The 21,547-nt window shown below is 69.0% G+C and carries 16 protein-coding genes; 10 read left to right on the top strand and 6 right to left on the bottom strand.

The features are described 5' to 3' along the window. Positions 1-24 precede the first annotated feature (24 nt). Entirely contained in the window at positions 25-477 is a 453-nt protein-coding gene (locus tag ABZ348_RS19930; RefSeq protein ID WP_358934913.1) for a sigma-70 family RNA polymerase sigma factor, read from the top strand. Next, positions 474-809 carry a hypothetical protein gene (locus tag ABZ348_RS19925; protein ID WP_358934776.1) on the top strand — a complete coding sequence of 112 codons (336 nt, stop codon included), beginning with the start codon at positions 474-476 and terminating at the stop codon, positions 807-809. Before ABZ348_RS19930 ends, ABZ348_RS19925 begins: the two co-directional genes overlap by 4 nt. Positions 810-940: 131 nt before the next feature. On the opposite strand, the gene ABZ348_RS19920 is transcribed toward ABZ348_RS19925, so the two are convergent. Continuing rightward, positions 941-1,720 carry a nucleotidyltransferase domain-containing protein gene (locus ABZ348_RS19920; RefSeq protein ID WP_358934774.1) on the bottom strand — a complete coding sequence of 260 codons (780 nt, stop codon included), beginning with the start codon at positions 1,718-1,720 and terminating at the stop codon, positions 941-943. A 148-nt stretch (positions 1,721-1,868) separates the two neighbouring features. On the opposite strand from ABZ348_RS19920, the gene ABZ348_RS19915 reads away from it, so the two are divergent. After that, positions 1,869-2,741: an AraC family transcriptional regulator gene (locus ABZ348_RS19915; protein ID WP_358934773.1), complete on the top strand. Its 873-nt coding sequence runs from the start codon at positions 1,869-1,871 to the stop codon at positions 2,739-2,741. Further along, positions 2,695-3,252: a BlaI/MecI/CopY family transcriptional regulator gene (locus ABZ348_RS19910; RefSeq protein WP_358934771.1), complete on the top strand. Its 558-nt coding sequence runs from the start codon at positions 2,695-2,697 to the stop codon at positions 3,250-3,252. The genes ABZ348_RS19915 and ABZ348_RS19910 overlap by 47 nt, the downstream gene beginning before the upstream one ends. A gap of 402 nt (positions 3,253-3,654) precedes the next feature. On the opposite strand, the gene ABZ348_RS19905 is transcribed toward ABZ348_RS19910, so the two are convergent. Next, complete coding sequence (locus ABZ348_RS19905) at positions 3,655-4,653, bottom strand: zinc-binding dehydrogenase (RefSeq protein WP_358934769.1); 999 nt, start codon at positions 4,651-4,653, stop codon at positions 3,655-3,657. A gap of 668 nt (positions 4,654-5,321) precedes the next feature. On the opposite strand from ABZ348_RS19905, the gene ABZ348_RS19900 reads away from it, so the two are divergent. Next, positions 5,322-6,788: an aminotransferase class V-fold PLP-dependent enzyme gene (locus tag ABZ348_RS19900; RefSeq protein ID WP_358934767.1), complete on the top strand. Its 1,467-nt coding sequence runs from the start codon at positions 5,322-5,324 to the stop codon at positions 6,786-6,788. Here ABZ348_RS19900 and ABZ348_RS19895 read toward each other — a convergent pair. Then, positions 6,734-8,563: an ATP-binding cassette domain-containing protein gene (locus tag ABZ348_RS19895; protein ID WP_358934765.1), complete on the bottom strand. Its 1,830-nt coding sequence runs from the start codon at positions 8,561-8,563 to the stop codon at positions 6,734-6,736. The two genes, ABZ348_RS19900 and ABZ348_RS19895, sit on opposite strands and share 55 nt — an antisense overlap. A gap of 567 nt (positions 8,564-9,130) precedes the next feature. On the opposite strand from ABZ348_RS19895, the gene ABZ348_RS19890 reads away from it, so the two are divergent. Continuing rightward, the gene (locus tag ABZ348_RS19890; RefSeq protein WP_358934763.1) at positions 9,131-10,261 is read left to right on the top strand and encodes an alpha/beta hydrolase; all 1,131 of its coding nucleotides are present in this window, start codon (positions 9,131-9,133) and stop codon (positions 10,259-10,261) included. 199 nt (positions 10,262-10,460) lie between these two features. Then, entirely contained in the window at positions 10,461-11,381 is a 921-nt protein-coding gene (locus ABZ348_RS19885) for an N-acetyltransferase (RefSeq protein WP_358934761.1), read from the top strand. Between the two features lie 137 nt (positions 11,382-11,518). Here ABZ348_RS19885 and ABZ348_RS19880 read toward each other — a convergent pair whose 3' ends face one another. Both ABZ348_RS19880 and ABZ348_RS19875 read right to left on the bottom strand, forming a co-directional pair. Further along, a complete protein-coding gene (locus ABZ348_RS19880; protein WP_358934759.1) occupies positions 11,519-12,709 on the bottom strand; it encodes an alpha/beta hydrolase in 1,191 nt (396 codons plus the stop codon). 305 nt (positions 12,710-13,014) lie between these two features. Beyond that, the gene (locus tag ABZ348_RS19875; protein WP_358934758.1) at positions 13,015-15,471 is read right to left on the bottom strand and encodes a chitinase C-terminal domain-containing protein; all 2,457 of its coding nucleotides are present in this window, start codon (positions 15,469-15,471) and stop codon (positions 13,015-13,017) included. Positions 15,472-15,941: 470 nt separating this feature from the next. Between ABZ348_RS19875 and ABZ348_RS19870 the strand changes: the two genes are divergently transcribed. Continuing rightward, positions 15,942-18,227, top strand: coding sequence for an excinuclease ABC subunit UvrA (locus ABZ348_RS19870; RefSeq protein WP_358934756.1), 2,286 nt, complete (start codon positions 15,942-15,944; stop codon positions 18,225-18,227). A 137-nt stretch (positions 18,228-18,364) separates the two neighbouring features. Here the strand turns inward: ABZ348_RS19870 and ABZ348_RS19865 are convergent, their stop codons facing one another. After that, entirely contained in the window at positions 18,365-18,856 is a 492-nt protein-coding gene (locus ABZ348_RS19865) for a hypothetical protein (protein WP_358934754.1), read from the bottom strand. Between the two features lie 330 nt (positions 18,857-19,186). Between ABZ348_RS19865 and lysA the strand changes: the two genes are divergently transcribed. Together lysA and ABZ348_RS19855 are read left to right on the top strand one after the other, a co-directional pair. Beyond that, positions 19,187-20,533 (top strand): diaminopimelate decarboxylase, encoded by a 1,347-nt coding sequence (gene lysA / locus ABZ348_RS19860; RefSeq protein WP_358934752.1) that lies wholly within the window; start codon positions 19,187-19,189, stop codon positions 20,531-20,533. Positions 20,534-20,617: 84 nt separating this feature from the next. Continuing rightward, positions 20,618-21,541: a LysR family transcriptional regulator gene (locus tag ABZ348_RS19855; protein ID WP_358934750.1), complete on the top strand. Its 924-nt coding sequence runs from the start codon at positions 20,618-20,620 to the stop codon at positions 21,539-21,541. Positions 21,542-21,547 lie beyond the last annotated feature (6 nt).

Raw genomic sequence — 21,547 nt, 5'->3', positions numbered from 1 at the left:
GCCGCCCTCGCCCGCCTCTTCGAACTGCACTACACGTCCATGCTCCGTCTCGCGGCCCTCCTCGGCGCGGACGATCCGGAGAACATCGTCGCCGAGGCGTACTACGAGATCTACCGGAAGTGGCGCAAACTGCGCGACGCAGATCGGGCGGAGTCCTATCTTCGCTCGGTCGTCTGCAATCTGACTCGCATGCGCATACGTCACCTCCAGATCGTCCGCAAGCACGCCGAGACCCCGTTGGCCGAGCCGGTGGCATCGGCCGAGTACACGGCCCTGCTCCACGACGATCAGCAGGCGCTGATCCTGGCCCTCCAGAAGCTGCCGCCGCGGCAGCGGGAGGCGCTCGTCCTGCGCCACTGGATGGGGCTCAAGGAGGGCGAGATCGCCAAGGCCATGGGGATCTCCGCCGGTTCGGTCAAGACGCACACCGCGCGCGGCATTGCCGCACTGACCCAGGTGATGGAGAACCGTCGATGAGCGGCCAGGACACCGAGCCGATGAACGTTCCAGGCACCGAGAGGCAACTGCGTGAGGCGATGGAGGCCCTCGCAGGTCAGGTCCACGCAGCCCCGGACGCGTACCGCACGGCGCGGGGCGAATGGCACCGCCGCGAGCGGCGGCGGCGGCTGGTCCTCACGCTCCTGGTGACCGCGGTCTTCACCCTGGCCACCCTCGCGGGGCTGTGGGTGCTGAACTCGGCGCCCCCGGGCGCCCCCGGCATCTTCCACGACGACCGTCCGCCGGCCCACACGTCACCGGTGACCGTACCCGTGGCGCCTGCCGTGCCGGGCACCACCGGAGGGCCCTGAGGAATCCGGATACGGGTGGTCTGGTCAGCCCCCAGCCCCCAGCGATCGGCCGTCAGGGGGCAGCGGCCCGGTGGTCGGCGGTCGGTCGGTGATCGCGGACGAGCGGACCGTGTCCTGCCGGGGGAGGCCCTTCAGGTCGTCGCATCGACTCCACCCTGCGGCGTCGGCAGGTCCGCGAGGGCGTCCTGGAGGAAGGCGATCGTCAGCCGTGCTCGGCGGTCGATCCACTCGGGCGTGGCGGGCGTCGGGTCGGCATAGCGGCGTGCCCTGATGTCGTCCACCACCTCGGCAGGTGCATTCCACTCGTCGACGAGCACATCGAGGGCCTCGGCCTTGGTGATCAGCCGCCCGGACCGCAGCGTCACCGACGCCCGGGCCAGGGCGAGCATCCCGAAGTCGACCCAGCCGTCCCGGCGCCACAGTTCCGGGTTGGCCAGGGCTTCGCGCCACGGGCCCCGCATCTCATCGATGAGGAACGCGGTCAATGCGTCGTCCGTGACGGGCGGAAGCAGCCCGGCCGGCGGGGGACCGTGCAGCACCACCCCGAAGACATGGAGTTCACGCCGGGTCACCGGCGTCACCGTTCGGTGGAACAACTCCCGGTGCGCCCAGGTCAGATGTTCGGCCCGCACATCGGCCCCTTCGGACTGGACGAGATAGCTGCAGTGCAGCTTCGCCGCGAGGGGGAGTTCTTCCAGAAGCCGGCGGTGGAGGGCGGTGAGTGCCTTCGACTGCTCCGCGGAGCAGTTCCCGTCGAGCACGGCGATCAGATCGATGTCGCTGCGGCCCGGTTGGTAGTCCCCGCCGCCGAGCGAGCCATGCGCCCAGATCGCAACCGGCGAAAGGAGGGAGCTCACCTCGCGTACGAACCGGTCGAGCAGGAGCGTTGTGGCAGGGTCACGGTTCGCCACGGCGGTGGAACCTCTCGATCGGGACGGGTCGCAGCGCACGGTCCGTCGGACGTCGACTCCGTACCCGACCGTTTCGGGCACAAAATGCCGGGACCCATGGCCCCGACCACTCCTAGCGTAGGAGTTCGAGAAGGGAAGGACACCCCTGGTGCTGGAACCGTTGAACGACGCCTTGAGCCACATCGAGGACCATCTGGGCGACCGGATCGACATGGCGGAACTCGCCCGGATCGCGATGACCTCGGAGTACCACCTGCGGCGCATGTTCTCGGCGCTCGCTGGCATCGGACTGTCGGAGTACGTCCGACGCCGCCGGCTGACCCTCGCGGGAGCCGAAGTGATTGCCGGGCGGCGCACGCTGCTCGACATCTCCCAGTCCTACGGCTACGCGTCGAGCGAAGCGTTCGCGCGGGCGTTCCGGGCCATGCAGGGCATCGGCCCGAGCGAGGCCCGCCGAACCGGCGCGGTCCTCGCCGCCCAGCCGCGGATGTCCTTCCGCCTGACCATCGAAGGGAGCGCTGCCATGCGCTATCGGATCGTGCACAAGGACGCGTTCGCCGTAGTCGGCAAGAAGGCCAGGGTGCCGCTGGTCCACGAGGGGATGAACGCGGACCTCATGACCTTCATCCGGGGGATCGACCCGTCGACCCTCCAGCGCATCGCCGCGCTGTCCGACCAGGAGCCGCGCGGGATCGCGGGCGTCAGCGACGGTCTGGACGTCCACCGGGGCGAGGGAACCGAGTTCGACTACTACCACGCCGTGATGACCTCGGCCGAGCCACCGGCGGACCTCGACCAATTGTCGGTATCGGCGGGGAACTGGGCGGTCTTCGAGAGCTCGGGCCCCTTTCCCACGACCCTCCAGTACCTGTGGCGCGACATCTTCACCCAGTGGTTTCCCTCGCAGCCGTATCGAAGCCGGCCGGGTCCCGAGATCGTCCTCACCCGACTGCTGAACGAAGGCACCGAAGCCGATGCGGAGTTGTGGATTCCAGTGGAGCTTGAGTCAGCTGTCCGATGATTTCTCACCCGCTCACGAAGGTCTCCACGCAGCGGTTCGACGCTCGTATGGAACACCCCGCCGGGCGACTGGGAACGAAGTCGGTAATAGCTTGGGTGCGCTCCTGAGGTTCCCTAGGCTGGTTCGTGTGAAAGGCCAGTTGGGAGAGCTGGAAGACGCGGTGATGACCCGCGTGTGGCGATGGAACCGCCCCGTTACGGTCCGGGAGGTCTTGGAAGATCTTCAGCGGGAGCGCTCCATCGCCTACACGACCGTCATGACCGTGATGGACAAGGTGCATCAGAAGGGCTGGCTCCGCAGGGAGCTCGAAGGGCGGGCGTTCCGCTACAGCCCGGTCTCGACCAGGGCCGACTACGCGGCCACGCTGATGAGGGAAGCCTGGGCGCGGAGCGACAGCCCGCAGGAGGCGGTGGTCTCCTTCGTCGCGATGATGTCGCCCCAGCAGCGGGAGGCTTTTGACAGCGCCCTGCGCACCATCGAAGTACGGGAGAGTGCTTCTGGCGAGAAGTAGACGCTGCCCCTGTGGGAGAAGCCCCGGGAGCAAGAGACCGAAATGGATCGGCCCCTCGCGGTCGACGACCTCTCCGTGAGAGTCGAATGGGCATCGGTTTCTGCTGGAGCGTGTCAGTGAGGGTATGCCGAGGGTTCTTTGACTTCCTGGAGCGCCCCAATTCCAAAAGAACCCTGACGCAAACGGATGAAATCTCGCCACTTTGACCTTGTGGATAGGGGAGGCATCCTGTGGATAAATCCGTGAAAGAGAGCACGTTCGGCAATCGATGCATATTGATTCAGCCATCGGCATCGCGACGGTGAAAATGCCGAATCTGTGCGAGTGCCCCCGTTCTTCCCGAGGGCAACCGCTCAGCGCATGCCCTGGGCGGCCCCGCTGGACCGGCGGCCCGGACCGTGCTCAGGGAGCGGCGTCCCCGCGGACCCGAACGACGAGCTTTCCCGCCCTTCGGCCCTCCTCCAGATCCTGGTGGGCCGTGGTGACGTCGTCGAATGCGTACACATGCACGGGGCCGAGGGAGAGCTCTCCGGACGCGATCCGGTCCAGGGTGCGCTGGAGGACATCGGCGGGGAGATCTCCCGCCTCGCCCGCGTACGCCGTCAGACGCACCCCGCGCGGCAGGTAGCCGATCGGGTAGAACTCCTTCACCGTCCACTGGTTCGAGAGCATTCCGGTGAAGCAGACCGTGCCGTGGACGCGCGTGGCGGCCAGCGTGTCCGGCAGCGTGGGAGTACCGACGAGTTCCAACGCGGCATCGACCCCCTGCGGCACCAACTCCCTCACCTGTTCCGCCACGGCCCCGTCGTCGACGAGCGGGTGGTCCACGCCGTGCTCGCGCAATGCCGTCGTACGCGCCGCATTGCGCGTCGTCGCCAGCACGGTCGCACCGATGTCCTTCGCGAGCGCGGTCGCCGCCAGACCCAGTGCGGACGTCCCGCCGCGGATCAGCAGCGTGTGCCCTCGCTGGAGGTCGAGCCCCGTCGTGAGCGAGCCGTAGGCGGTCTGGAGCGTCTCGGGGACCGCTCCGATCACCTCCCAGGGCAGCGTCGACCGGAACGGGATGACCTGGGCGCGCGGCACCACGGTGTACTCGGCGTACCCTCCGTCGTAGCTCCGACCCATCCCGCCCATCATGGTGGCGACCTGCTGGCCGACCGTCCACGCGCTGTCCGGGTCGTGGTCCACGACTCCCACGGCCTCGATGCCGAGCACCCGGGGAAAGGTGACTCCCTGTGCCAGGCCCAGTCGGGTGTGCAGTTCCGATCGGTTGAGTCCGAAGGCCCGGACGGCGATGCGCACCCAACCCGGCGGTGGATCGGGCATCGGTAGCACCCGTAGGTGCAGCCGGTCCGCCGGCCCGGGCCCGTCGAGGACGACGGCCCGCATGGTCTCCTCCATCACGCACTCCCCAGATGTCCACCGCTGCGCACCATCGTCGTCCGGTGTACGCCGATCCCCAGGTTCGTACCGTCCCGACACGCCGTCGACTGCCGCAGCCCCTCTCCGCGCAGGGAGGGCGCTGGGGCAAGGTGCGTCCTGTGTCCCGCCCGCCGGTGCGCGCGCCATCGAACAGGAGGCCCGATTCTTCGAACAATCACACCACGATCGCCGTACCCCCACCGAGGTTGTCTCGATTCCTTCGAGCGCATGTGCTCGAAGGAATCGAGGAACCCGCTCGTATCGATCATCCGCAGGCCGGCTTCCGGAGGGAGGGTGGCTGCTTTGGCGCGAACTGATCGCTTCCAACGGGCACCGGGCGGCCGGTTCGGCACGGTGGGATCTTCATCGACAGCCCATCGAGTTCACTGAACGTGACGTGGGCGCCACCCGGGGCGCACGGCCCCGGTTTTCCCTAGACACCTCCTCCGCAGTGGCCGCGGCCTGCGGTGATACGCAATCTGCCGTCCCCGTCGCCGAACCGCGACACTCCACGCGCCAGAAGGCGCTCGCGGTCCCCGCCCCATTCGCCCCGCCGCACCCACACGGTTCGTGGAGGCAGGCAGGTCATCTTGCCGATGTACGACACCCGGACGCATCCTGGAGAGGGGCGACGGTCAGGGGACAGCATGGCCGAAGACAGAACCGGGACGACCGGCACCGATGACAAGCGTCAGGACACACGACATCGAGCACGTGCCGACTCCATGACGGAAGCGGACTTCGCAGACCTACGCGCCACCGAATACGGCTACCTCGATGAAACCAGCCATGTGTACCTCGACTACACGGGCTCCGGGCTGCCGGCCCGCCGCCAGCTGCGTATCCAAGCGGCCCGGCTCACCCAAGGCGTCTACGGCAATCCCCACTCGGACAGCCCCGCATCCGCCAGCACCACCGCACTCGTCGAGGACGCGAGACGCCGGGTGCTCGACTTCGTCGACGCCGACCCCGCGCAGTACACCGCAGTCTTCACGGCCAATGCGACCGCAGCCTGCCGACTCGTCGGCGAGGGCTACCCCTTCCACCCGCGCCACGCACGGCTCCTGCTCACCCTGGACAACCACAACTCGGTCAACGGACTGCGGGAGTTCGCCCGAACCCGGGGTGCCCACACCACCTATGTGCCCGTCACCGGACCGGACCTCCGCGTCCCGGACACGGAGATCAGCCGTGCGCTGAGACCCCGGCGCGGCGGACGCGGGCTCTTCGCCTTTCCCGCCCAGTCCAACTTCAGCGGGGTGCAGCACCCGCTGGAGTGGATACCGTACGCCCAACGACACGGCTGGCACGTGCTCCTCGACGCCGCCGCCTTCGCCCCGACCAATCGGCTGCGGCTGAGCCGCTGGCCCGCCGACTTCACCGTACTGAGTTGGTACAAGGTCTTCGGCTACCCCACCGGTGTGGGATGCCTCATCGCACGGAAGTCCGCGCTCGGCCTGCTGCGCCGGCCCTGGTTCTCGGGCGGCACGATCCAGGTGGTGAGCGCCCAGGGCCAATGGCACCGCCTTGCCGAAGGAGAAGCCGCCTTCGAGGACGGCACGGTCGACTTCCATGCGATACCCGAGATCAGCACCGGTATCGACTGGGTGGAATCCATCGGGGTCCAAGCCGTCCACGACCACGTCGCCCGGCTCACCGCACGTCTCCTGTCGGGGTTGCTCGCCCTGCGCCATGGCGACGGCAGCCCCCTGGTGCGGCTCTACGGCCCGCGGACCGTCCACCGTCGGGGCGGCACCCTCGCCCTCAATGTGTTGGACGCCCGTGGTGGTGTGGTCGACGAACGCATCGTCGCCCGGGACAGTGCCCGGGCCGGGATCTCCCTGCGCACCGGCTGCTTCTGCAACCCGGGTGCCGGCGAGGCCGCCTTCGACATCGGCTTCAAAGCGCTCCAACGCACCGGTCGGCACGGTGAGAACACCACGATCGACGAGTACCTCACCCGTCTGGGGCTGCCCTCGGGCGGAGCGATCCGGGTGTCCCTGGGGCTGCCATCCCAGCCGTCGGACGTCGACGCACTCCTTCGCTTCCTCACGCTCACCTACCGGGACCGCGTGCCCTCCCCGGACGGGCTCGCCCCCCGGTTGACCTGCTGACGACGGCTCACGACCGGCCGGTGGACGGTGGGGCACCGCCGGTGCAGCAGCCACCCGGCCACCCCGATGAACAGGACCGAGAACCCGACGAGGACCAGCCACCGGGTCCACGGCTCATGAGCGAAGCTGTCGCCGTACGAAGTGAGCAACGGGCGGCCCAGGGGCGATGTGCCCCCAGCCCACAGCGTCTCAAGACCAGCGCCCGACCCCAGTGCCTCGAACGCCCATCGGTTGGTCATCGCCACGCTGATCCACTGACCGGCCGTCGCCATGAGCGGCACCGGTACGAAGGCGCCCGAGAACAACACCTGGGGGAAGCACAACAACGGCAGCATCAGGGCGGCCTGGCCCGGGTCCGCCACCGCGGCGGAGGTCAACAGGCCCAGGGCGAGCCCTGCCGCCGAGGCCAGGGCACTGGTCACGAACAGCGAACCGTACACATCCGCTCCGGCGTCCGGCAGCCGGTCGCCGGCCCGCAGGACGAGCAGCAGGATCGCATCCGCCAGGGCGAGCACCGGCAGCAGCAGGGTGACCTTGGACGCCAGATAGGGACCGAGGCGCAGGGTGGTCAGTCGTTCACGACGGACCACGCCCAACTCTCCGCAGATCTGCAGCAATCCATAGGCGAGGCCGAAGAAGAAGGCGCCGAACGCGATCCAGAACAGGACCATCGCCGTCGACGACGGGCTCGGCCGGTGGGGATCGAAGACCCCCGGGCGGAACAACAGGGCGAACATCGCCACGATCATCAGCGGCGAACCCACCATGATCGCGGCGGACAACCGGTCCCGTACCAGGAGTTCCCCGCCGCGTCGGGTCAACAGCCACCACTGGGCGAGCGCTCCGGGCCCCGAGGACGGCGTACGCACCACCGACTCCTCGATCACCGCTGATGCCGCGTCGGCTTCGGTGGCGTGAGCCTTTCGTCCGACGGGATCGGCACGGGGGCCGGCCGGGTCGGTGACACGGTCGGTGGCAACGGTTGCGGGGGAAGCCGCCGCCGCCCCCGTCGCCGAGGCGGTGGCAGCAGCCGCACCGACCGTCGCGGAGGGCTCGGCCACCGCTGCGTACACCTCGGTGAAGCCCTGTGCGTCGAAGCGCCGCAGCACCTCGTCCGGCGTGCCGGACCCGGCGAACCCACCGTCGGGAGTGAGGAAGACCACCTGGTGGCACCGGGCGAGGTCCGCAGGGGAGTGAGTGGTGAGCACCACCGTGACCCCGGAGGACGCCAGCGCGCCCAAGGTGTCCATGAGCCGCTCGCCGGTCGCCGGGTCGAGACCGGATGTCGGTTCGTCCAGGAACAGCACCCGGGGGCGGGTCAGCAGTTCGACCGCGATGCCGGCGCGTTTGCGCTCCCCGCCGCTGAGTGTTCCCACGCTCTGCTCGGCGCGCTCGGCGAGCCCCAACTCCTGCAACACGCCGTCGACACTGTCGGGAGCGGCACCCCGCAGCCGGGCCGCGTACTCCAGGCTGCGGCGCAGACCCAACCCGCGGTGGACGATGTCCTCCTGGGGCACGAAGCCGGAGGGCACCGCGGCGCGAGCCGGCGCCCGGCCGTCGTGGTGGACCGTGCCCGTCGAGGGGAGGCGTAATCCCGCGAGGAGTTCCAGCAGGAGCGACTTGCCCGCGCCGCTGCCGCCGGCGATCGCCGTGAGCTGCCCCGGTGCGATGTCGAGACTCACTCCGTGGAGCGCCTCTCTGCCGCCCCGCACTCGCAGCCCCGCGTCGGCCACGCGGATGTGCGCTCCGCCCGGGGTCCATCCGGTCTGTGCCATCAGTCATCTCCAGCCACCCGGTGCGCCGCCACCCCAGGACGCGGGACAGCGCCGTACGACGTCACAGCACTGCCCAGACCCCGTACCGGGCACACCTGGTGGTCGGTACCCACCGCCGGTCGGACCGGTGTGTCGTGATGTGCGGTGCCGGTGCTTCTGAACGCTGCTCGTCGGCAACTCTCCTCCTCCTGAGGGTCGGTGGGCAGCGCTCCCCGGGTGCCGGGAGACGGCGGTGGTACCGCTACGAACTGCACGGACCAGGTGTGGAGATGCCTCATTCCCCGGTTCGGTCCGACCCGAAAGAGTGGTGGCGACGGTCGCCCGCAACAGCGGGCAGTCACTCGCAGGGGGCGTTCGGTGCGTTCCTGCTCGGTGTCCGGTGGAACGGCTCCGGCAGCTGCTCCCCTGTCGGGGAGAGTGGCAAACCGTCGGGTCGTTGGTGCGAACAACTCGACCGAGGCACAGGTCAGATGCGTGATCCTCAAACCCTCACGAAAATTGGTCCGGACCAATTATGGTGTGCGTGCCCCGGGAACACTCCCGCTCCCGCGGCCCCAGGAGGTTTCGGTGCTCGCTCGTCGTTCCCTGCTGCTGGGGGCCGGAGGCGCGGCCGTCGCGGCTGCCCTGCCCGGCATCGCCCACGCCGCCACCCCCCTGACCGGAGGCCCACTGCGGCTGCCCCGCCCCTCGGGTGGACTGGCCGTGGCCAGCCACTCCTTCCCGCTGGTCGATCAGACCCGCACCGACCCCCTGTCCCCGAGGCCCGGTCCCCGCGAACTGATGGTCCAACTCTGGTTCCCCAGCACGCCCACCGGCGGTGCCGACACCACGTACATCCACCCGCGGGCCGCGCACGTACTGGAGTCCGGCTGGGGCGCGCCGGCCGGCGCGCTGGCCCGTGTGCGCACCGGAGCGACTGCCGGCCGCCGGGCCCCGCGCCTGCCCACCCTCATCATCCTCAGCCATGGACGCGGCTCCGTCCGAGCCCTGACCACGTCCCTCGCCGTCGAACTCGCCTCGCACGGGCATCTCGTGGCCGCCGTCGACCACACCCACGACGCGGCAGTCGTCGCCTTCCCGGACGGGCGGTTGATCCTCGGCAGCCTCCCGGCCAACCCGGACGACTGGGATGCGCAGGACCGTCTTGAGATCGCGGTACGCGCCGCTGACCTGCGGTTCGTCGCGGACCGTCTGACCGAACGCCATGTACTGCCACCGCGCATCGGGCTGCTGGGCCACTCCATGGGCGGACCGGCGGCTGCGGAGGCGATGCGCCAGGACCGACGCTTCATCGCCGGGCTCAACCTCGACGGCGGACTCTTCGGCACCACAGTCCCCGATGTCGGTCTGGACCGGCCCTATCTGCTCCTCACGTCCGCGCCTGACCACGAGAGTTGGGGGCGCTGGCGCACCGCGCACCACGGCTGGGGACGCCATCTCCACCTGGCTGACGGCGGACATCTGACCGCCACCGATCTGCCCGCCTACGCCGAGGCCATCGGACTGCGTACGGTCTGGCCCGCGGAGGAATGGCAGGGTGCCTTCGGGACCCTGCCGGCCGACCGGGGCTCGGAGATCACCCGCGCCTACGCGGTCGCGTTCTTCGGTCGCTTCCTCGCCCGTCGTCCCGCCCCGCTGCTCAGGGCCCCTTCGCGACGGTTCCCGGAGATCGAGTTCCGTTGGAGCCGGGGGAACTGATCCGCCCTGTTCGTCAGCGCCGGGGCGGACCGCACTGCCCCGGCACCCAGCACCGTGACCTCATCCGCCCATACGGTGACACGACGCCGAGCCGTCGCGAACCGCGCCTTCGACGGAGTGTTCCGGCAGGCTGCTAGGGTGGTTTGCGTACCGCACCTCATGGCGGCCTTCCCCGTTTCCACTCCACGGAGGCTCTGTCATGCCCGCTTCTTTGCAGGTGCGTCCCTTCCATCGCGAAGATCGCGATCAGCTCACCACCTTGGTCAATATGCACGCCGCCGCCGTCATCCCCGGCGCCGTCGCCTCGGTGAACACCGTCCTCAGTAGCTTGGAACGCTGCCCCGAAGAGATCGTCACCGACCCCTGGATCACCGAGCGCACCACCCTCGTGGTGGAGCACTCCGGACGGATCGTGGCCGCCGCCCATCTGCTGCGCTACGGCAGCGCTCCGGACGTCGGCGAGGACTACCGGGGCACCGGCCACCTCGGCTGGTTCCTGCACCACCCCGATGCCGATGGGGAGCCCGGTGCCGAGCAGGTCGCCGATCTCCTGATGGCCGCCTGCCTCGCACGGTTCAACCGGTGGGGTGTGCGATCGAGGCACGCGGATGGTCGGCTTCCCGTTCCGGGCGTCTACGGGGTGCCGGACCAGTGGCCCCACGTGCGCTCCGCGCTGGAGCGCGCCGGCTTTGTGCACTCCGGACGGACGGAGGTCCTCTTCCTCGCCCGGGTGGTCGACCTGCCTGCTCCAGGGCCCGCGCCACTGCTCGGGTTGACCGTCCGCAGGACCCTCGGCTCCTGGGGAACGCGCATCGGTGCCGTGCTCGACGCCGAAGAGATCGCGTTCATCGAGTTGGACACCACGCTGGACCGCCCGGAACGGCACGCACGCTCCACGGGCATGGCGGACGTCTGCGACCTTGAGCTGCCCGACGATCCGCACCCCGAGCTGCTGCCCTGGCTGCTGGGCCAGGCACGTCACTGGCTGACCCTGGGCGGCACCGATCGTCTCCTCGCGTATGCCACGCCCGACGAGGAGACGGAGATCGAGGGCCTTCTACGGCACGGCTTCGGCGAGCTCACCCGTACGGCACGGGGCTGGGACCACCGACCCGTCTGAGGACGCCTCGCGGACCCGGAACGGGGGTGCCCGAACGACGCGGTGGCCCCACGGCTGCTCGCCGTGGGGCCACCGCACAACGCATCCGCATCGGGATCGGTGTCACCCGCCCCCGCGGGCCGGTGACACCGGCCCGCTCACGGGGTGTGGAACTTCACCTCGGGATGGGCGTCGGTGGGGCCCTTGAGGAGCGGCTGCGGCCGGCCCCGCAGATGCTGGTCGAAGAAGGCCGCCACATAGGTGCGGGTGAGCTTGACGGCGCGCTTGGCCGGCAGGGGGGTCTGGGGCAGACCGAAGTGCTCGGCGATGAGTGGGCTGTCCGAGAAGGACATGTGGTCCGACCCGGCGACGGTCAGCCAACGCTTCCAGCCGTCGAGGGCGCGGTACGTCTCGGACCAGTTGCGCTCCTCCTCGCTACCGGGCACCGATGACTCCTCCGTGCCGATCATCATGAAGGGCCGGCCGCGGAGCCCTTCCGGGGGTAGTGGCTCCCAGAACCCCCCGTCCATGTTGATGCCGGCGTCGACCCGGGAATCGGCGATCATGGCGCTGGCGGCGCTCGCACCCCCGATGGAGTGCCCCGCCATGCCGATGTGGTCGCTGTCGATCATGTCCGCATTGCGCCACACCGGCTCCGGGCCGGTCAGCGCATCGAGGAGGTACGAGACGTCCGCGGCCCGGGTCGAGGTGACCACACTGCCGGGCGTGCCCCCTTCCAGCGCCGTGCACGCGACACAGGTCAACATGCGGTTGCCCGGCACGGCGATGCCGTAGGACTCGTACGCGTGGTCGACGGAAGCTGCGACGTAGCCGCGGCTGGCGAGGTCTTCCGCCAGGGCGGTCTGGGTGTAGCGGGAGACGGTGAATCCGGGGGAGAGGACCACCAGCGGGAACTGTCCGGGTGCGGGGCGGGCGCCGACCCGGCTGTGGGTCCGCATCCCGCTGAGCTTCTCCGGCTGTACGAGCCCGCCGAGTTGACTGCCCTCCACCAACAGCCTCGCCTCCTCGGCGGTGGCGTACCGGGCGTGGCGGCCGTCGCCCGCACGGGCGGCGGGGTAGTGGAGGGTGACCATCAACTCGCGACCGTCGGCACTGGGAACCCAAGGGTCCGTACGGGACTGGTCCACGAGGTGGAGGGTGGTGCTGCCGACCGCGTACTTCCCGGTCGGGCGGGGCAGGCGCGGGAAGTCCGCGACCGCTGCGGGTGCGCTGCGGGCGACGGTGTCCTGAGCGCCGGTTGCGGCGCTGGCGCTGCCGGCGATGGCGAGGGGTGCGGCGAGTGACAGGGCGAGGGTGACGGCCGTGGCCGTCCGGGTGAGTTTGACCATGCCAACGACGCTAGATCGTTCGGCGGTTGGGGGCATCAGACTCTGGTAGCTATTGGCCATTCTCGATCTCCACCCGGGGTTGTGCTCGATGGTGAGGTGACTGCGTGCCGCGCTCCCCGGTCATCCCGGATGGTGGGCATTCGGTGTGGTTCGACCCCGTCGGCCGGTTGACGGGCGCCCGAACGGGGCGTCGTGTCACGACCGTCGCGGTGTGTGGGTATGACGAAGGCCCCCGGTGGCGACAAGGTCAGGGATTGCGCCGCCGGGGGCCTTCGGGTCTACGGGGTCAGGAGGTGGTCACCCGGTCAGCAGGGACCGAGATCCGTCCAGACGCCCCACTCGCCGGTGGTCCCGGGCTCATCGCCCTTCGTCCACCACTTCGACTTCCAGTTCTTCGACTTGTGGGACACGGTGGTGCCGCCCGGGTACTCGGTGCCCGCGTTCCACGGAGGCGCGGTGCAAGTGCCGCCGGTTCCTGCGGTGGTGCCGCTGGTCGTGCCCGAGGTGGTGCCGCTCGTGGTGCCGGAGGTGGTACCGCTGGTCGTGCCACTGGTCGTGCCGGCAGTCGTACCACTGGTCGTACCGCTGGTCGTGCCCGAGGTGGTGCCGCTGGTCGTACCGCTGGTGGTTCCGCCGGTGGTACCGCCATCGGGCTCCACCACGGTGGTGCCGCGGGCCAGGTCACTGGCGATCGCGTACGTCTTGCTGCCGATCTTCACCGTCCAGTTGGAGGGGGTCGAGACCGGCATGTAGTACACGAAGTCCAGCTGGACCGAGGCGCCCGGGGCAACCGTCTGCCACGCCGGCAGCTTCAGGGAGACCCGGTTGAAGTCGCCCTTCAGACCACCGATGTTGTTGCCGGTGTGGTCGCTCTTGATGATGGTGGCACCGAAGCCGGACTGGTCCTTGGCGTTGGCCGGAGCCGAGGTTCCGTAGTCGAACTGGAACTCGGTGCCGCCGGGCAGTGCCGTCTTGGTGTTGTTGGTGATCGTCAGCTTGGGGCTGATCGGGTAGTTGCTGTCGCCGAGGGCGAACTGACCGAAGTCGACGTCGACGTTGACCGCCTCGGTGGGCAGCGCGGTGTTCGACTTCTTGGCGCCGTAGGGTGCCGCGGCCTTGAACTTCTCGTACATCAGCGTGGTGAGGGTCTCACCCGGCTCGTACTGACCCTTGGTCGCGTTCCAGGCGTAGTCGCCCGCCAGCTCCCAGATCATCGTGCCGCCGATGCCCTTGTTCACCACGTAGTCGGCCTTGGTGGTGATGGACTGCTCGTCCTCGGTGGAGAGGAAGACCTTCTTCTGCGCGTTCCACAGCCACGGCGCGACCAGCGTCGAGTCGTACTTGCGGGCGTAGGTGCCGGTCAGCGTGGTGTTCGCCGGGAAGCCGTACTTGGGGAGGTAGTCGCCGACGACGCCCTTCTCCAGGTTCTTGGCGTGCCACATCGGGTTGGAGCCGGCGGGCGACTCCTTGCCCGCGGTGTCCTTCTCGCTCCACAGGTTGTCGATGCCGACCGCACCGTCACCGCACTTGGTCAGGTTCGACCCGGCGGGACACGTGGTGGCAGCGGCCTTGCCCCACAGACCGTCCGTACCGCCCTGGACGTTCTTGAAGCCACGGGTGTAGTACGGCAGGCCCACGTTGATGCGGCCCGCGGGCATCGACCCGCGGAAGTAGTGGTAGGCCCAGTCCGTGTTGAGGTAGCCGATGCCGCCGTACTGCGAGGTGCCGTAGACGTTCGCGCCGGCGAGCTCGCTGTCCTTGCCGTCGTCGTACAGCGCGGCGTTGGGACCGACGTGCTCGTTCCAGGCACCGTGCAGGTCGTAGGACATGATGTTGACGTAGTCCAGGTACTTCTGCACCTGGAAGGTCTCCATGCCCCGCAGGAGGTAACCCGACGAAGGGGCCGCCACGGTCAGCATGTAGTGCTTGCCGTCGGCCGCGCCGGCGCGGTCCAGCTTCTCGCGCAGGGTCTTCATCAGCACGGAGTAGCTCTTGGCGAGACCCGCACGACGGCCGTTGGCCAGGGTGTGGTCGGCCGGGTGGCCCGCGTCCTTCATCGACGTCGGGTACTCGTAGTCGACGTCGACGCCGTTGAAGCCGTACTTCTTGATGAAGTCGACGGCGGAGTCGGCGAAGGTGTTGATGCCCGCCGTGTTCACCGAACCGTCGGCGTTGGTGGTCATCGAGTAGAAGCCACCGGAGTTGATCCGGGTGTCACCCTGAAGGATGCCGCCGGTCTCGGCCCAACCGCCGACCGAAACGAGCGTCTTCACATGGGGATTGGCCTTCTTGTACTTGTTCAGAAGGTTGAAGTGGCCCTTGTAGGCGTAGCCCGGGTCCATCTCGGCGCCGGTGACTCCCGGCCAAGTCATCCCGGTCGAGGCGTTGTCCGGACCGTCCGCGCCGACCGACAGCTTGTTGGTCTGGTCGACGTGCGCGAACGCGTAGTTGATGTGGGTGATCTTCTTCCACGGGATGTCCGAGACGAGGTAGGCGGGTGCGCCGTCCTTGCCCGTACGCCAGTTGGTGAAGTACCCGATGATGCGGCGCTGGTGATCCGTACCCATCTTCTCGCGCCCGTCGGCGTCGTAGACGGAGCAGTACGGGACGTCGACGCCCGGCGTCGAGTAGAGGCCGTCGGGGCGACATGCCTCCTGCGAGGCGGCCTCCGAGACGCCAGGGGAGAGCGAACTAGCCACCAGCGCGGCGGCGGCAGCGCCGACGGCGAGCAGCGATGCTCTCTTACGGGTGAGGGACAGCACGGTCGGTCCTCCTGGTGGGGGGCCCGCCGCCCGTGTGGGGCGCGGGGGTGAATCGGCCTCGCTCAAAATGCGTGGGGGTCCAGCGTGTTGGGTTCGGACGTGCGCACGCCGAGGACCAAATCCGCTGAGGTGAGCAGAGATTAAAAGGACTAGACCAGCCCGTCAATAGGTCTGGACCTTTTAGGTGCTTCTGTGTGCCGACACTTCCCTCCGGTGCGCTTGGGTCGCCCTTCGCGGACATGCCGGTGGACAGTTGGCGACGAGTCTCGCCCGGCGGCTGCCCGCGTGGCCGCCGAAGGAGAGAAGTCTCATCGACTCCAACGCGGCGGGTCGCTCCCGGCCATGCGCGAAGATGGGTGCGGAGAGTGCGCCCCCGTTCTGACGGGTCGGGGCGGGGAGGTCGTGTGCACCCGCTCCAGCAGGGCGTTTCTCCATGATCCGCGATGAAGAAAAAGGAAAGGCCCTTCCGTATGTCCGCCGCTGGCAGTCCACCGCCCCAGGTACCCGCCGATCTTCACAGCGTCATTCAGGTCAGAGGAGCACGTGAGAACAATCTACGCAATGTCGACATTGACCTTCCCAAGCGCCGTCTTACGGTCTTCACCGGAGTGTCCGGGTCCGGCAAGTCGAGCCTGGTCTTCGGGACCATCGCCGCCGAGTCCCAACGGCTGATCAACGAGACCTACACCGCATTCATCCAGTCGTTCATGCCCAGCCTCGGCCGTCCGGACGTCGACGGCCTGCACAACCTCAGTGCCGCGATCGTGGTCGACCAGGAGCGGATGGGTGCCAACTCGCGCTCCACGGTGGGCACCGCCACCGACGCCTACACCATGCTCCGGATCGTCTACAGCCGTCTGGGTACCCCGCACATCGGCACGTCAGGGGCCTTCAGCTTCAATCTGCCCGAGGGAATGTGCTCCCGGTGCGAGGGCCTCGGCGAGATATCACAGATCGATACCGACCAACTCGTCGACCGTGGGAAGTCCCTGAACGAGGGCGCGATCACCATTCCCGGCCATGCGGTGGACTCCTGGCCGTGGTCCATCGTCGCCGGCTCCGGCTTCTTCGACCCGGACAAGAAGCTCCACGAGTTCACCGAGCAGGAGTGGGCCGACCTCCTCCACAAGGAGTCCGTCAAGGTCAGGGTCGGGTCCAACAACTTCACCTACGAAGGACTCGCCGCCAAGCTCCAGCGCACCTGGCTCGTCAAGGACCGCGAGGCGCTCCAGCCCCACATCCGGACCTTCGTCGACCGCGCGGTGGTCTTCACCCGCTGCCCGGATTGCGAAGGCACGCGCCTCAGCCAAGCCGCCCTCTCCTCGACGATCGACGGTGTGAACATCGCCGCGTGCTCGTCGATGCAGATCAGCGATCTCGCCGACTTCATCCGCACCATCGAGGACCCCTCGGTCGCGCCGCTGCTCGTCGGACTGCGCCACCTCCTCGACTCCCTCACCGAAATCGGACTCGGCTACCTCAGCCTGGATCGGTCCGCCTCCACCCTCTCCGGCGGAGAGGCGCAGCGGGTCAAGATGGTCCGCCACCTCGGCTCGTCCCTCACCGACGTCACCTATGTCTTCGACGAGCCCACCATCGGGCTGCACCCGCACGACATCCAACGGATGAACGACCTGCTGCTGCTCCTGCGCGACAAGGGCAACACCGTCCTCGTCGTGGAGCACAAGCCCGAGGTCATCGCGATCGCCGACCACGTGGTGGACCTCGGGCCGGGCGCCGGAGAGGGCGGGGGCGAGATCTGCTTCAGCGGGGACGTCGACGGGCTGCGCGCCTCCGACACGCTGACCGGGCGCCATCTCGAGCACCGGACCCGACTCCGCGAGACCGTTCGCACCCCGCGCGGACACATCTCCATCAAGGGGGCTGACCGGCACAACCTCCAGGACGTCAGCGTCGAGATCCCGCTCGGGGTGCTCACCGTCGTGACCGGCGTCGCCGGGTCCGGAAAGAGCTCCCTGATCCACGGCTACCTCGCGGACCGAGAAGGCGTCGTCGTCGCCGACCAGTCACCGATCCGGGGCTCCCGGCGCTCGAATCCCGCCACCTACACGGGCCTCCTCAACCCCATCCGTACGGCGTTTGCCAAGGCGAACGGTGTCAAGGCCGCTCTCTTCAGCGCCAACTCCGAAGGCGCGTGTCCGCACTGCAACGGCCTCGGGCTCGTCTACACCGATCTGGCCATGATGGCCGGTGTCGCCTCGGTCTGCGAGAAGTGCGAGGGCAAACGGTTCACCCCCGAGGTGCTCACCTACCAACTGCGCGGGAAGAACATCAGCGAGGTCCTCGGGATGTCGATCGCCGAGGCGTACGACTTCTTCCCGTCAGGTCAGGCCCACACCATCCTCGGGCGGCTCAATGACGTCGGCCTCGGATACCTCCGGCTCGGCCAGCCGCTGAACACCCTCTCCGGAGGCGAACGGCAGCGGATCAAACTGGCGATCCACATGGCCGAGAAGTCCTCGACCTACATCCTGGACGAACCGACCACGGGCCTCCACATGGCCGACGTGGACAAGCTCCTCGCCCTGCTCGATCGGCTGGTCGACGAGGGCAACACGGTCGTGGTGATCGAACACCACCAGGCGGTCATGGCCCATGCGGACTGGCTGGTGGACCTCGGGCCCGGCGGTGGTCACGACGGCGGGCGTGTGGTGTTCACCGGCACCCCCACCGAACTCGTCGACTCCTCGGACACCCTGACGGCACAACACCTCCGTCGTTACGTGGGTCGATAGGCCGGGGGCGTGGACACATCGAGCCGGTGTGTCCACGCCCGCCGTACGGGGGGCACGGTCCCGGAGCGCCTGGTTCCGTGGGTCCCCGACCTTATGACCGGTCCGTGGCGGGGGCCGTACGGGAGACCGGCCCGTCCTCACGCGGGGTCGGGGCGTCCGACGCCTGCCATGAACCGCCACACCAGCCCGTGCCCCATCAGCACCAGGAGGCTCAACAAGATCGCCTCGGCCTGGATGGGGCGCAGCTCGATCGGATCGGCCACCTCGGGCGCCACCCCCACCACAGCGATCAGCAGATAGAGCAGACACGCCACGACTTGGGGGACGGCCAGTGACCCCGCGCCCGGGTCCCCGCCGCTACGGCCGAGCAGTCGTACCGTGGACGCACAGCCGATCACGGCGAGTACCACAAAGCTGGCCCGCCAGATCTCCGGCGTCTTCACGCCCCCTACCTGAGCGAACAGACCCATCAGCGCGGGCAGGAGGAACGACAGGTAGATCCCGCCCACCACCCGGCGCAGGGCGTCCGAACGCAGCCAGTCAGGATGGTTCTGCACGACGTTCCACCAGAGCCCCACCAGGGTGAAACAGGTGGCCGAGAACAGCGCGTAGAACGTACTGACATCCATCGGGTCTCCCGCCCAAGGTCCTCGGCCCGGGCTCCGGCCGCGGGTCTCCTGCGCCGCGCCACCCGTCCGTGCCCGGCCGAGCCGGATGCGTTCCCGTGGTTGGGGTTGAGGGTTCGGGCGAGCGTCCGACGGGCCGAGGGTCCCATGCCCGGGGCACCCTCCCGGTGGACCGACACCCGAAATCCGTCCGAAGCGGTCACCCTTCGGGTTCATGACGGCCCCTCCGATCAGAGCATCGTAAAAATCGATGCTCACCACGAGAAGAATGCGCTTTTGTGGCCCCAGTGTCAGGCCACAGGATGGCAAGGAGTCCGCTTTCGGGGAGGAACCATGTCGTCAGCCATCGAGCCAGAACTGCTGCCCCTCACGGCCGAGGAGGGTCCGGCAGGACTGACCGTCGGCGCCGTCCCGCTCACCGAACTGGCACGCCGCTTCGGCACGCCCCTGTTTGTCTACGACGAGGAACACCTGCGCCGACGCTGCCGCGAGGCCGTCGCCGCCTTCGGCTGCGACAACGTCGCCTACGCCTCCAAGGCGTTCCTGTGCACCGCCATGGCCCGACTGGCGCACGAGGAGGGCATGCTCCTCGACGTCGCATCCGGCGGCGAACTGGCCGTCGCCCTCCGGGCCGGTGTACCCGCCGACCGGATCGTGCTCCACGGCAACAACAAGGACGAGGCCGAACTGCGCACCGCGATCTCCGCCCGCGTACGACACGTCGTCGTCGACAGTTTCGACGAGATGGACCGGATCGAACGGCTCCACGCCACCGGAGAACTACCCCCGGCCCGCATCCAACTCAGGGTGGCCCCCGGGGTCGCAGCCGGCGCCCATGAATCCATCCGGACCGGCGGCAGCGACTCCAAGTTCGGCTTCGGCCTCGCGGACGGAACCGCGACGACGGCCGTGCGCCGCGCCGCAGCCTCCTCGGCGATGATCTTGGAGGGCGTCCACGCGCACGTGGGCTCCCAGGTGCTGGATACGCGGGAACTCGCGGAAGGAGCAGCGGCCGTCGCCCGCTTCGCCGCGCAGTCGGGAGTCTGCGGACTCACCGTCGGCGGGGGACTTGGCGTCGTCTACGAGGCGGGACAGAACGCCCCCACGTTCGCCGAATGGGCCGTGCGCGTCCGCGACGCTGCGCGAGGCGCGGGCTGGGAGGGCGAAGTCGTCGTCGAACCGGGCCGCTCCATCGTCGCCCGGGCCGGACTGACCCTCTACCGGGTCGGCACGATCAAGCACATCGACGGCGTACGGACCTACGTCAGCGTCGACGGCGGCATGAGCGACAACCTCCGCCCCGCCCTGTACGCCAGCCGCTACGAAGCGTTCCTGCCCCGCGCCCCCCGATCCCCGCGTCCACTGCGCGCCCGGCTCGTCGGCAAGCACTGCGAGAGCGGCGACGTCATCATCGACGACGCAGCGCTGCCCGCCGACCTCCAGGTGGGCGATGTGCTGGCCACCCCGGTGACCGGCGCCTACGGCTATGCGATGGCGTCCAACTACAACAAGCTGCCGCGGCCCGCCGTGGTCTTCGTCCGCGACGGTGACGCCCGCGTCGTGGTCCGCCGCGAGACGGAGGACGATCTGCTGCGTCTGGACACCGACGTCACCCCCGTCGCGGTGTCCATCCCCTCGGGCGCCGGTGAACTCGTGGCGGCACGCACTACGACCGCCTAGAACCGCACGGGCCCGGGCGGGTGAGGACACCTGCCCGGGCCGTCCGGTCGACAGCACCCGCAAGGAAGGCCCTAACCTAGCCCGATGCTCAACAGTGCTCGACTGCACGTCCTGCTGGAGATCGCCCGCAGGGGCACCATCGTGGCCGCCGCCCAGGCACTCCACCTGAGCCCCTCCGCGATCTCCCACCAGCTCGCCCGACTGGAGCAGGAACTCGGCGTGGCCCTGGTCGAACGGGCACCGCAGAGCCTGCGGCTGACCCCCGCCGGGCAGCGACTTGCCGAACACGCCCAGGCGATCGCCGATCTGATGGCCGTCGCCCAGGACGATCTGCGCGGGCACTCCGCGGGGGAGGCGGGCCTGTTGCGCCTCGGATTCTTCGCCTCATCGGGCCTGGAGCTCCTCCCGAGGGCCCTCGCCGTCTTCGCCGTGCAGCGCCCGCAGGTCGAACTCGAACTCATCCTCGGCCAACCGCACGAACTGCTGCCCGACCTGGAGGCGGGCCGGTTGGACGCCGCCGTCGTCTTTGAACACCCCCTTGACCCCTGGTGCCGGCAGGCGGCCGTCGACGTGGAGATGTTCTTCGACGAACCACAACTCGTCGTCGTTCCGCTCCGCCACCGGCTCGGCCAGCGCGCGACCGTACGGCTGGCCCAACTGGAGGGGGAGACATGGATCGGTACGCGCGGCGGTGACACCGGCGAACCGGTACTGGAACGCGCCTGCGCGGCGGAGGGCTTCCTCCCCCGGGTCCGCTGCCGCAGCGACCACTACCAGGTCACCATCAACCTCGCCCGCGCCGGAATGGGCATCGCGCTCGTCCCCGCACTCGGCCTCGGTGACACGGCGGGCGTGCACGTCTGCCGGCTCGACCACCCCCAACTCCACCGCAGGATCGGGGTCGCCACCCGCGCCACCAATCGCAACCCGCTGCTCCGTGCGTTCCTCACCGACCTGCGGGCGGCGGCCCAAGAGGTCGGCTCGCTGCTAGAGACGCAGTGGGCGTGAGACTCC

It is taken from the genome of Streptomyces sp. NPDC005963 (genome assembly GCF_040638655.1).
Classification (GTDB): domain Bacteria; phylum Actinomycetota; class Actinomycetes; order Streptomycetales; family Streptomycetaceae; genus Streptomyces.
The sequence above is the reverse complement of the archived record's forward strand: the minus strand, read 5'-3'. Positions and strand labels throughout refer to the sequence as shown.